The sequence below is a fragment of the Roseibium sp. genome, assembly GCF_965216085.1.
In the GTDB taxonomy this organism is placed as follows: domain Bacteria; phylum Pseudomonadota; class Alphaproteobacteria; order Rhizobiales; family Stappiaceae; genus Roseibium.
In genome coordinates this window covers 1,510,295-1,522,324 of the sequence record NZ_OZ244138.1, presented here as the reverse complement: position 1 = coordinate 1,522,324, position 12,030 = coordinate 1,510,295, and the positions used below count along the sequence as shown (strand labels likewise).

Annotated in this window: 13 protein-coding genes; 3 read left to right on the top strand and 10 right to left on the bottom strand. The window is 54.6% G+C overall.

The features are described 5' to 3' along the window. Positions 1 to 82: 82 nt before the first annotated feature. Positions 83 to 1,006, top strand: a complete 924-nt coding sequence (locus tag ACOOFE_RS06985; RefSeq protein ID WP_420414289.1) for a diguanylate cyclase — start codon at positions 83 to 85, stop codon at positions 1,004 to 1,006. Between the two features lie 38 nt (positions 1,007 to 1,044). On the opposite strand, the gene ACOOFE_RS06980 is transcribed toward ACOOFE_RS06985, so the two are convergent. Beyond that, positions 1,045 to 1,827, bottom strand: coding sequence for a HugZ family protein (locus ACOOFE_RS06980; RefSeq protein ID WP_420414288.1), 783 nt, complete (start codon positions 1,825 to 1,827; stop codon positions 1,045 to 1,047). 198 nt (positions 1,828 to 2,025) lie between these two features. Between ACOOFE_RS06980 and ACOOFE_RS06975 the strand changes: the two genes are divergently transcribed. Continuing rightward, positions 2,026 to 2,457 (top strand): BA14K family protein, encoded by a 432-nt coding sequence (locus tag ACOOFE_RS06975; RefSeq protein WP_420414287.1) that lies wholly within the window; start codon positions 2,026 to 2,028, stop codon positions 2,455 to 2,457. 68 nt (positions 2,458 to 2,525) lie between these two features. Here the strand turns inward: ACOOFE_RS06975 and ACOOFE_RS06970 are convergent, their stop codons facing one another. Beyond that, positions 2,526 to 3,272, bottom strand: coding sequence for an extensin family protein (locus ACOOFE_RS06970; protein WP_420414286.1), 747 nt, complete (start codon positions 3,270 to 3,272; stop codon positions 2,526 to 2,528). Between the two features lie 89 nt (positions 3,273 to 3,361). Here ACOOFE_RS06970 and ACOOFE_RS06965 point away from each other — a divergent pair, with 89 nt between their 5' ends. Continuing rightward, positions 3,362 to 3,988: a LysE family translocator gene (locus ACOOFE_RS06965; protein ID WP_420414285.1), complete on the top strand. Its 627-nt coding sequence runs from the start codon at positions 3,362 to 3,364 to the stop codon at positions 3,986 to 3,988. Positions 3,989 to 4,013: 25 nt separating this feature from the next. On the opposite strand, the gene ACOOFE_RS06960 is transcribed toward ACOOFE_RS06965, so the two are convergent. The 8 genes from ACOOFE_RS06960 to ACOOFE_RS06925 form a co-directional block, all read right to left on the bottom strand. Beyond that, positions 4,014 to 5,177: a DUF2336 domain-containing protein gene (locus ACOOFE_RS06960; RefSeq protein WP_420414284.1), complete on the bottom strand. Its 1,164-nt coding sequence runs from the start codon at positions 5,175 to 5,177 to the stop codon at positions 4,014 to 4,016. Between the two features lie 1,071 nt (positions 5,178 to 6,248). Then, on the bottom strand, positions 6,249 to 7,400 hold the full coding sequence (locus ACOOFE_RS06955) for a M56 family metallopeptidase (RefSeq protein ID WP_420414283.1): 1,152 nt from the start codon (positions 7,398 to 7,400) through the stop codon (positions 6,249 to 6,251). Further along, a complete protein-coding gene (locus ACOOFE_RS06950; RefSeq protein ID WP_141185733.1) occupies positions 7,387 to 7,782 on the bottom strand; it encodes a BlaI/MecI/CopY family transcriptional regulator in 396 nt (131 codons plus the stop codon). The genes ACOOFE_RS06955 and ACOOFE_RS06950 overlap by 14 nt, the downstream gene beginning before the upstream one ends. A gap of 100 nt (positions 7,783 to 7,882) precedes the next feature. Beyond that, entirely contained in the window at positions 7,883 to 8,161 is a 279-nt protein-coding gene (locus ACOOFE_RS06945) for a DUF2160 domain-containing protein (RefSeq protein ID WP_420414282.1), read from the bottom strand. Continuing rightward, positions 8,161 to 8,958 carry a carbohydrate ABC transporter permease gene (locus ACOOFE_RS06940; protein WP_141185731.1) on the bottom strand — a complete coding sequence of 266 codons (798 nt, stop codon included), beginning with the start codon at positions 8,956 to 8,958 and terminating at the stop codon, positions 8,161 to 8,163. Before ACOOFE_RS06940 ends, ACOOFE_RS06945 begins: the two co-directional genes overlap by 1 nt. Positions 8,959 to 8,968: 10 nt before the next feature. After that, positions 8,969 to 9,835 (bottom strand): carbohydrate ABC transporter permease, encoded by an 867-nt coding sequence (locus tag ACOOFE_RS06935; protein ID WP_420414281.1) that lies wholly within the window; start codon positions 9,833 to 9,835, stop codon positions 8,969 to 8,971. Then, entirely contained in the window at positions 9,835 to 10,923 is a 1,089-nt protein-coding gene (locus ACOOFE_RS06930; protein ID WP_420414280.1) for an ABC transporter ATP-binding protein, read from the bottom strand. Before ACOOFE_RS06930 ends, ACOOFE_RS06935 begins: the two co-directional genes overlap by 1 nt. Before the next feature lie 12 nt (positions 10,924 to 10,935). Beyond that, complete coding sequence (locus tag ACOOFE_RS06925; protein WP_420414279.1) at positions 10,936 to 12,000, bottom strand: ABC transporter ATP-binding protein; 1,065 nt, start codon at positions 11,998 to 12,000, stop codon at positions 10,936 to 10,938. Positions 12,001 to 12,030: the final 30 nt, after the last annotated feature.

Here is a 12,030-nt window from a genome sequence, read left to right as displayed (position 1 = left end):
CATATTGTGTAAATCTGACAAATGACGTTAAATCCGCCCATTGTCAGTCCCTTCTGTGTTTTCAGGAGAATTTTTGCAGAACATGGAGATTATCCCCACTCAACGGCAGGTAGAAACAGCAAAAGAAATTGACGCTCTGTTAGAAGAGCATAAAGCCTGGATCGACCGCCTGAACAAGAGTTTGATTTGCGGAACTTCATCTGCAGCTGACATGCTGGAAGAGGACGCACATTTGCGCTGCCCTCTCGGCCATTGGCTGGAAGTCCGTGCTGGAAAACTGTTTTCCAATGACGGTCAGCATCAAGAGCTTAGATCACGCCACAAACATATCCATGATCTCGCCCGCACTATGGTTACGGCCGCCAATTCGGGAGCGATGATTGAGGAACGCACCTATGAAGATTTTCTGGTCGCTGCTTCTGAATTCGAAAAACTCATAGGCACTGCCTATGATTCAATTATTGCGGCAATCAATGCTACAGACCCGCTAACCGGGGCACAAAACCGGTCCCACATGCGAGCTTTGCTAGAGGACCGGATTGCAAAAACTGGCTCGGGTTTGCCAAGTTGGATTCTGATGATCGATCTGGACCACTTCAAGTCCATCAATGACCGCTATGGCCATGAAGTTGGTGACCGGGTGCTGAAAGGCTTCTCGTCAGTTGTCCGTGATCATATCCGGTCCAGTGATCTGTTTTTCCGTTATGGTGGGGAAGAATTCCTGTTGTGCATCAGTGATGTCGGGGAAGACAGAATAGCTAATGTCGCCGAACGCTTGCGCAGCGCGGTTTCCAGAGAAAGTTATGAAGCCCCGGACGGAACGCGGTTTTCGACAACGGCTTCTTTCGGGATTACGCGGCTGAGTGCCGACCACGATGTAACAAGCGTCATCAATGCAGCCGACACAGCCATGTACGCGGCCAAGCGGGCTGGCCGGAACCAGGTTATCTTTTCCCCTGTTGGCGCTTCAGAGGACCTGCAAAAAGCTAGCATTGGCGCGCACTGAATCTGTCGCGGGTTGCTAGAAGCCCCTCAACAGACCTCTCAGGAAGAACCCGCGCGTGCTTCTTGCGCCAGCGCGACAAGTTCTGCCCTCACCTGATCTGGGTTTTCCAATGGCGTCTCAAACCAAAGGCGCGCTACCCTATCGCCCGCAACCAAATCCAGGCCCTCCGGATCCAGGCATGCAAGCCGCCAATTGGCGGCCTCGGAATGACAAAGGACCTCTGCATACAATTTGATCGCGTCCTTATGGTCATCGTTCATATGGGCGCACGCGCCACCGTCCATTGCAGCCCAACTTCCCAAGTCAGCAATGGGTACGACCAGATCATCTGTTGTCAGTTCAAAGGCCTTACCGAACCCGCCATTTAGACTGGCCCCTGCGAGCTCCATCCGGAAAAAAGAAAAATCGCCGAAATCCGCATAAAGCTCTGCCTTAGGATGGCGGGCTAGATACCGCCGGCGCAGCCGGACATGGTTTTCTGACTCCCGGTCGATTTTAACCGCGTTACAAAACAACGATATCCGCGGGTGTGCCAATGGGTCGCCCTTTCCGGGCTCTCCCATCAGGAGCGAACAGACAGGATTGGCCAGGATCCCGGCCGTATGTCCAGACAATGTACTGGTCAAAATAACCGGTGTTCCATCCAGATCGGTCGCAGTTGCCACGCGGCTGGCCAAAGGGGCAGCGGTCTTAGCATCAAGCACCGCCAAAGCGCCGAAGCGTGCTGAGCGGATGAGGCCCTTGGCCAGACGGCGCGCTTCATCGTCGGTTGTCCGGATCACGGACTTGGGTTCTGCATTGTCCGGCTCGTTTCCACTCACAACCACATTCCTCCAATTTCGTCAGTATGAGGTGTCGCACACCAGCACCGCGCCGTAAACGCGTCATACCCGCGCCCCGTCAAACCTGAACGCAAGATGAACGGCGGTCTCAGAACCGGTTCAGGGCGCGGCCGCCATATTGCCTCCAACGAATTCAAAACCCTGCCTCGGGGCACAAGGCCTTAAAGGAGAAACCAAATGAACGCTTTGAGCAAACGTCTTCTTGCCGCAGCCCTATCGGGCGCCCTTCTTGTACCAACGATCGCCACGGCAGAAGCTGGCCCGCGTCACGGCTGGCGCGATCATGGCGGTCATCACCACCAACACCGGCCTGGGCGGCATCATCGCAAACACAGAAACAACAATGCCGGGGCGGCCGTCGCTGCTGGGATTATTGGCCTCGCCGCTGGTGCGATCCTGCTCAGCGCCACCAACCGGCCTTCTTATGCCGGACCACCTCCTGGCCCGGCCTATCCGCCAGCACCTTATCCCGGACATGTTTCCGGTCCTGTAGGTTACCAGCCCTGGAGCCCGGCCTGGTATGACTATTGTTCCGCCAAATACCGGTCTTTCAATCCACAAACCGGCACCTATACGACCTATCGCGGTGTACAAAGGTTTTGCCAATAAAGCGCTTCCAGCCGCCCTGGTCCCGGCCGGCCCTACCGCGGCGGCTGGCTTTCCAGACCAGGCGCCGCCTATTGGCAGATCAGATAGGTGCAGTCTTTGCCGTGACAGCCCGTATCCAAATGAAAATGAGATTTGTGATTGGGATCGGCGTCCGGCCCCAGAACGGTGGTGAACCTCTGGCATGCCGAAGCATGCACTTCCTTTAAAAACTTCCCAGATGCGGTGTCGGAAGACCAATCCGCCTCAACAGAAACCAATTGCCCACTCAGAGTTTGAAATCCGGAGATATCCACGGCCTTCCCGAGCGCGTGCTCAGACAGTTTTCCATCCGGCTGATTATTACGGCGCCGGCATTGGTAGCCTGGGCCAGTGTTTATCACGCTAATCGGACTGCCAAGTAGTCGACCGGCGATGGTAGAAGCATCTGAAACGCCCCATTCAGAAAACAGTGCGGCAAATTCACACGACACGGTAACCGGTGACGAGATGCGGATCGTGCCCCCGTCTGGCGTCTTCAGAGCCGTTAAAACGACGGCTTTGTCAAAACCGCAGCCGTCATCAGATCGAACAGGTGGGACTTTCGTGAACTTGGCAAACGGCAATTCGCAAGCAAATGTTTTTCCACCGTCAGCAACCGGATTTGAATTGGCCGCGGGTTTTACCGGCGGCAGCACATCACCTTCAGAAACGGGAGAATTTGCAACTCCTTGCAAGGGTTTGACTGCAGGAGACGGAACACTTTGCCCGCTCGCCTGAACACTCCAACAACAAACAATGGCCCATCCAACAACAAGAGCCGAAATACCAATCCGCAAACCTCGCCTCCTCACATCGGCCGGTGAGCCATATGATTGTATATTGAACCGGCCCCGTCTATCCTCTGGTCAAACCAAGGTGCCTGAAGATGACGATTGAACTTTATTCCGCCTATGTTGTAGCCACCCTGATCGTGCTCGCTGTGCCGGGCCCGACCGTTATGCTGGTTGTCAGCTACGCCCTCACGCAAGGCCGCAAGTCAGCTTTCGCAAGTGTCATGGGTGTTGGCCTTGGCGATGCGACGGCTGCGATTGCCTCTCTGATGGGACTTGGAGCCATTTTGGCGACATCGGCAACGGCCTTTTCCGTGCTAAAATGGGTTGGCGCGGCATACCTTGTCTGGCTTGGCATTAAAATGTGGCGCAGCAGGCCTGCCGCCCTTGGCCCGCACAGTGTCGCCGATATTCCGGCGGGGAAAATTTTCTGGCACGCCTATGTGGTCACCGCACTCAATCCCAAAGGCATTGTGTTTTTTATGGCTTTCCTGCCCCACTTCATCGCACAGCAAGCCCCGGTCGTACCGCAACTTGCGCTGCTCGGCACAACTTTCGTGATATTGGGGATCGTCAATGCGGCTATGTATGCGATGGCTGCTGCTGCAATCGGTCAGAGACTGCGCAATCCATCTTTGATCCAGCTGATCAATAGAATCGGTGGTGGTTTCTTGATTTCTGCCGCCGCAATGACTGCCACCTTGCAGAGATCTTCAGGCTAAGCCCATCTCCTGCAGTCAACCGGCGTTAGCGCTGTGCGGCGAAAGGTACGTTTTTCCTAGATGCACGGGCCGATGGTTTCTGCTTTGCAGCCTCTTGAGACATATCTGGCTGCTCTGCAGGTTTTTGAGGGGCAGCCGGCTGGCAGGACTGCCGCAAAACGTCCAATGATCTGCAGGCGCCTTCTACACTCATAAGGCCGAAACGCTGGATTGCCTCATTCAGCTCCATCCCGTCGATCCGTAACCGCTGCGCCCGCATCATCAGAACGTCCTTGTATGATTCTGTGGTGACCCCAACAGCTTTGCACACGATAACCAGCGGTTTGTCGTTCTGGCTAAACAGCAATTGCGACACAGCATCAAAAGGCAGTTTGCTTACGCCGGCCAGCAGCATCCCTAATTCCGAAGGCTTGCCAGACCGCGCAATTCGCCGGACCACGTCGTCGACCAACATTTTGCCGCTGTCGATTTCCTTCACCAGCGCGCTCGTTTGGATTTTAAGCCGTTCCAGTTGTTTTGCCCGGGCCTTTTCCGCTCGTTCGTTTATCAGCTTGGCCAGTTTGTTGTCGGCTCCAAGGGAACTCACCCGTTTTTTCAGATCATCCGACAACTTGGGCAAGAGCATACGGCCCGCCTCCTCGGGGAGGTCAGGACGGACCATCAAGGCTGCCTGGATCTGTTCAACATCTCCCGCCTTTTCCAGAATCACAAAGAACGATGCTTCGGTAAAGTCGGCTCCCTTGTTTTCGGCGACCTTCGACAGAACAGTTTGATCTCCCCGGTCTACGAGAACCGCCGTCACCGCCTGCTCGACCGATTCCCGGCCAGCAATCGCTCCAAGATGATCCATCGACGCTGTTGATGCTATCGCAACCAGATCCTCAGGCAGTAAGACTGGAGAATTCTGCAGGACGGGCTCGGCAACAGACACCGAATCCTGAGCCAATTGAAGCATTAATTGGTGCGGCGCCATATCATCGGCACAGACCCTTTCGGCCAATGCCGCCCGGGTTTCTTCCTCTAATTGGCCAAGTAATTTCAGAGCGATATCGCCAAACAAAAATGATATCTGCTCACCGCGGGCATCCCCGGCAGCCAGATACATATCCGTAAGAGTTCCAATGAGGCTTTTACGGCCTGCGATACTTGAATCTTTCGCAAGATCAGCAAGCTTTGCCAGTTCGGTCATTCCATCTCCGCAGCGCCATACGGTTCGACTGTTTTCAAAGTACTAAAACCATCTTAATAGACCGCTACTTAAGCGGGTTAATCTTTATCCGAATTGTACCGTATTCCGCCTATTTGCAACCTATGCGCGCTTTTGTCGCTGCATTGCAGCAACGTTTTTTCTTCGCATCGGCGCCAGACTGGACTAGTGTAACAGGCTGTGACTGAGGTGACGGGAGGAATAAGATGACTCTTACGCGTAACCTAAACATGATCGCATTTTTTGCTGCTTTCGCTTTCTTGGCAGCAATCGTTCTCGGCGTGATCTAAGGTTCAAATGACCAGATAGATCAAAAATCAAAAACACTCCCGGGAACTAAAACGATTGAACGCTGCCGGGCGGCCGAACATAAGTTTTGCATGAAATTGATACAGCCGCAGGCGCAACCCAGCAATTGGGGATCTCTCCGCCGACGCACGACATGTCTGGAGAGACAGCATAGCGATTCACTTGACACGTTTTACTATTTGACGCGGCCCCATCGCTAATATCAGCGTCTCTCTTGCTTTGCTCCGAGTGTTTCTTCGAGCCATGAAGATCCCGATTCGTGTTGACTGGCCCCGTCGGCAATACATTGTGCCCTCGCCCAATCGTCCCGAAAGCAATTGTATGCGTCTGGCCGGATCCCATCCCTGAACAGGAACAAATCCAGCTCGGAACGTCGACTTTATCTATGCGGACTTTTTGAACTTCGCGAGCTGGCTCGAGACGGCTACGCTCCGTTCTTCCTTGCAAGGCTGCCGCATGGAAGAACAACAACACACATGGCCGCTGGCCCGGAAACGCTAAGACGGCATGCTGGATAATCATCTCCGGAACGGGCCACGAACACCGAAGTCCCAATTGATTACAACACACCGGAAAAGCTCATAAGGGAGGTAACTGGAACAGCGAGAGGCCCGGCAATGGACGACATTAGCAAGAGTATCTGGCTGGTAAATGGCTGGAGGAGATCGCCAAGATTTCACGGCTCCCCCCTCAAACAGTTCTGCCGCCCTAAAAAAGGACGGCAGATTTTTCATTGTCAGAGCGTTATTGCGGTCGTTTACCGAAGGAATTGATGGTTTCCAACCGCTCCAGATTGATGATCGCTGATAACATCAACCGGTCCTGGCTCCAATCTGCAGGCTTTTGAATTGCCAAAGCCGTCACAAAGACGATGGCCGCCATTGGAACAACTACGAGGGCTGCAAATCCCGCATGCGGCTGCACACGGTTTGGTTCCATCAAGGCTTCTACGCGGCTGCGAAGCTTTTGTGCCGGAGACCGGCGCAGGAGACGGTCCTGAACCTCGATCAAGGCAACAGCAGCAACGTCAGACCGGTTCCGGTTCAGGATGGCTTCACGCTTCTTCAAGCCGGACTTGGCAGCCCGCAGGAGACACATGCAATAGGATCGCAGATCAACCTGAGCGCTTTCCGCAACCTTCTGATCGCAGGCCAACTCGCGCAACCGCTCGACTTCGGACTTCCAAATGTAGAAGAACGGATTCCAGAAGAACAGAGGACGCAGCACTTCAAGACCGATTTCCCAGGTGACATCCCCCTGGCGCAGATGTTCGAACTCGTGCTTCAGAACAAGTTTTAGATCCTCGCTCTGTGTCAGGAGTTCGGTCGGCAAAACCACATAGTTTTTGGTCAGGCCACGTGCAGAAAATGGCACCACCGCAGTATCGGACAACAACAACCGCAGACGTCCGTGCTCCCGCCAGAGATGACAAGAGGCCAGCATCTGGTTCAACCGGATGAAAGCCCTGCAGAGTTTCAGACCAAAGAACGCAACACCAGCCACAAAGAAAATGGCAACGCCGGTCCCCAGAGCCGAGTTGAGCGCCAATATCTCCTCAGACAGGCGTGCCCTCAGTCCCAAAAGTTCCTGAAAATCCTGCGCCGATATCGCGATCCCTCCCCGCAAATACTGCGAGACAGCCGCATCAGCGAGATTGACAGACATGGTTCCAGGAACAATGCCCGCATCCAGAAGATGCCGGTAGAGCGCAACAGCCCCAGGCGAAATGGCAGTGATGACAAACAGGCCATTCAGCAAACCGAGCTGAACGGAATAGGCCAGTTTCACTCCCATACGTTCCAGAACGTATTTTGCAACCAGCCAAACCACCGCCGTGATGGCGAAGGTAATGTTCAGGTCGATGTAAATATCGAAAATCTGGTTAGGTAGCGTCATCTGTCCTCCTCCTGTCCAGTAACGCTCTTATTTCCTCCAGATCGTTCTCCGAGAGATCGTAGTCATCGACAAGACGCGCCACCAATGAAGCAGGCGTCCCGTCGAAGAGCTTGTCAGACAAGTTTCGCAGGGAACGGGACTGATAGGTGTCTTTGGAAAGCCGCGGGGCATAGATCAAAGTCTTCCCTTCTTTCCGGCTGTCCACGAAGCCCTTGTCATCCAGGATCCGCATGATGGTTGCACAAGACGTATAGGCAAGTTTTCTCTCCGCCGGCAAACATGCGAGAATATCCCGCACGGAGCCTTCGCCGATTTTCCAGAGTTCAGTCATGAACTCCAGTTCGACTTCGGTGAGTAACTCGTGGCTTTTACGCTTTCTCATTATTGTGCTTCATTCATGCGGTTCGGATGGGACTAACACTTCTATCTTTGCACCATCTCTTGCGAAACTTCTACGTCAAATGTTTACGTCTATCCGGCTTCTATACTTTCCAGAAGCAAAAGACGCCCCAGCCAATGCTGATTGCCAGCGGTCCCCACAAGGGCATCCCGATCAATCCCAGCCAGGCCAGGAAGATATAGGCTGTGCCCAGAAGCGTGATGAACAAACGGTCACCGCGGGTCGTGGTCAGTCCCAAAACGCCCTGGCGTTCATCGCCCCCAGGAAATTTCAACTCCAGGACCGTTAGAAACCCGATCGCGGCGAATATGCCTACAAACACCAGGGCCGTCGGCCAAGTCCAGGCCATCCATCCCAGCATTACACCCTCCCCAGGGCAAAGCCCTTGGCAATGTAGTTACGGACAAAGTAGATCACGATTGCCCCAGGAATAATCGTCAGCGTGCCGGCTGCAGCCAAGAGCCCGAGCTCATAACCCGCAGACGATGCTGTCCGTGTCATGACCGCTGCAATCGGCTTTGCTTCAACAGCTGTCAGCGTTTTGGAAAGCAGCATTTCCACCCAAGAGAACATGAAGCAGAAGAAGGCAGCCACACCGACGCCGGATTTGATCGCCGGCAGGAAGATGGTCATGAAAAACCGCGGGAAGGAATAGCCATCCACATAGGCCGTTTCATCCAGTTCCTTTGGCACGCCGCTCATGAAACCTTCGAGGATCCAGACCGCCAGCGGCACGTTGAACAGACAGTGCGCCAGGGCAACAGCCAAATGCGTGTCAAAGAGGCCAACAGCTGAATAGAGCTGAAAGAACGGCAGCGCAAAGACGGCGGCCGGCGCCATCCGGTTGGTCAAAAGCCAGAAGAACAGATGCTTGTCGCCCACGAAGGAATAGCGGGAGAAAGCATAGGCTGCCGGCAGGGCCACCGAGACGGAAATCAACGTGTTCAACGTCACATAGATGATCGAATTGATGTAACCCCAGTACCACGTCGGATCGGTGAAGATCGCGATGTAGCTATCGAAAGTCCAGGTTTGCGGGAACAGGGAGAACCCGGCCAGGATTTCATTGGTGGTTTTGAAACTCATCGCGACGAGCCAATAGATCGGCAACATCAGGAAGAGGATGTAAATGATGGGAACTAGGCTTCTCAGTCTCATTTTGAATTCCTCAAGCCTTGTTATCGTCTTTGGTCATCAGCGTGTAGAACAGCCAAGAGGCAAGCAACGTGATGGCAAAGTAGATGAGAGACATGGCGGCCGCCGGGCCAAGGTCGAACTGACCGAGGGCGATTTTCACCAGATCGATGGAAAGCAGCGTGGTCGAGTTACCCGGACCACCACCGGTCAGAACAAACGGCTCGGTGTAGATGTTGAAGCTGTCCATAAAGCGGAGCAGGATCGCGATCGTCAGAACTGTTTTCATTTTCGGCAGCTGAATGAAGCGGAACACAGCCCAGTTGGACGCGCCGTCAATTTCAGCAGCCTGGTAGTAGGCGTTCGGGATAGACACCAGACCAGCATAGGAAAGCAGCACCACCAGCGATGTCCAGTGCCAGACATCCATGACGATGATCGTCACCCAGGCAGCAACCGGATCCTGGGTCATGTCATAGGAAATGCCCAAAGTGTGGTTCATGAAGTACCCGAGCAGGCCGATGTCCGGCAGGGTAAAGATGTTCCACATCGCACCGACAACGTTCCACGGGATCAGCATCGGCAAAGCCATGGTGACCAGGCAGACCGGCACCCAAAATCCCTTTTTCGGCATGGAAAGCGCGATGGCAATGCCAAGTGGAATTTCGATGATCAGAATCATGAATGTGAAGAAGAACTGGCGTCCCAGAGCGTTATGAAACCGCTCGGACTGCAGAACTTCCTGGAACCAGCGCAGCCCTTCCCAGAAGAAAAGGTTGTCGCCGAAAGTTTCTTGGACGGAGTAGTTCACCACGGTCATCATTGGGATGAGCGCGTTGAACGCGACCAGAATGAGCACCGGGAGAACAAATAACCAAGCGCGTTGATTTTGCGTTTTCATCAGACACCCTCCATCGGAGCGCTGGCCAGCCAGCCGTCCTTGTAAAGGCGGGTCTGGGATTGTTTGAATTCGAGCTTGACGGTTTCACCGGCACTCGGCGCTTCCCCATCAAGGATCGCGTGAATGCGGCTGTCATGCGCGATGGCTTCAACGACCTTGTGCCTGCCGACATCAGCAACCTTGCGGACAACAGCGTCGACGCCATGGCCGTTTGATGCGATAGAGACAAACTCAGGACGAATGCCAACTTCGGCAGTTCCATCAGCGACGTCTTTGGCCGGACCTTCAAGATCCACCTTTTCGCCGCCAAAGAAGGCTGCCCCGCCCTTCACGTCGCACGGCAGAACGTTCATGCCCGGCGAACCGATAAAGTGACCAACAAAGGTGTGGGCCGGACGTTCGAACAGATCGACAGGCGTGCCCATCTGAACGATTTCACCGTCTTGCATCACCACAACCTTGTCCGCAAACGTCAGAGCTTCGGTCTGATCGTGCGTCACATAGATCATGGTCGCTTTCACCCGCTGATGGAGTTCCTTCAACTTGGAGCGCAGCTTCCATTTCAGATGCGGATCGATCACGGTCAGCGGTTCGTCGAACATGACAACGTTGACGTCCTGACGGACAAGGCCGCGGCCCATGGAGATTTTCTGCTTGTTGTCCGGCGACAGGTTCGCCGCCCGGACATTCAGCATGTCCGTGACCTCGAGCATTTCAGCGATCGCGGTGACGCGTTGCTTGACGATGTCTTCATCACGGCCGCGGTTGCGCAGCGGAAATGCCAGATTGTCGTACACCGTCATCGTGTCGTAGATGACCGGAAACTGGAACACCTGGGCGATGTTGCGCTTAGCCGGCGGCAAAGAGGTCACATCCTGATCCCCGAAGAGAATCTTGCCCTCAGACGGAACCAGGAGGCCGGAGATGATGTTCAAAAGCGTGGACTTGCCGCAGCCAGACGGACCGAGTAGCGCATAAGCGCCGCCGTCTTCCCACGTCAGGTCAATCTTTTTCAGTGCATAATCGGCATCACTTTGCGGATTTGGATTGTAGCTGTGACGCAGATTTGAAAGCGTGATTTGTGCCATGATGTCCTCTCCTTACGCCACCAGCTCGCCACTCGGGGCAAAGAAGAAACAATGGTTCGGATCCAGATAGAACGTGTGGACCTCCCCGACAAAATACGGATGCACGCCCGGCGACAGCGACACCCAGGACTGACCTTCCATGTCAAAGTGGGCGCTGCTTTCCGAACCGCTAAGTTCGGTCACCTGTACATGCCCTTCGAGCCGGACCGTATGGTCCTTGGATTCCACCGGCATGACGTGGTGCGGGCGGATCGCAAGTGTGTAGATGCCGTCGGATAGACCAGCTGCAGCGCCTGAGAGCGTCCAGCGGGTTTGGTCGTTCAGGATCACCGTATCGCCCTGCTTGCTGACTTCGGCAGTGTTGATCGGCGGGTTTGAGAACACCTTGGCAGCGTCCAGATCCTTCGGCTGACGGTAGATCTCAGCCGTCGGGCCAAACTGAACCACATTGCCGTCTGTCATGAGTGCCGTACGGCCGCCCAAAAGCAGAGCTTCCTCCGGCTCAGACGTAGCGTAGACAACGACGGCACCGCGACCGGCAAACAACTCTGGAAGCTGATCGCGCAATTCTTCGCGCAGCTTATAATCAAGGTTAGCAAGCGGCTCATCGAGAAACACCGCGTCGCTTTCCTTGACGATTGCCCGCGCCAGCGCACACCGCTGTTGCTGACCGCCAGACAGTTCGTGCGGGTTTCGCTTCAGGTAAGGTCCCAGTTTCATGAGACCTGCCGCTTCTTCTACCCGGCCTTCGATTTCCGACTTGGCCACGCCTGCGATTTTCAGCGGAGACGCGATGTTGTCGAACACCGTCATATGCGGATAGTTGACGAAGAACTGATGCACCAGGCTGATGTTGCGCTTTTGAGCGCTCAAACCCGACACGTCCTTGCCATTGAGGATAATCTGTCCGGAAGCGAGGCTGTCGAGACCGGCCATCAGTTTGATGAGCGATGTCTTGCCGGATCCGGTTTCCCCGAGCAGAACATTGAAATGCCCTGGTTCGAGAGACAAGCTGGTTTCCTTCACATGAGTGATGGAACCCACGCGCTTGCTGACGTTTTTAAGCTGTAGAGACATTGAATATCTGCCCGCGTCCGTTCAGGCTTT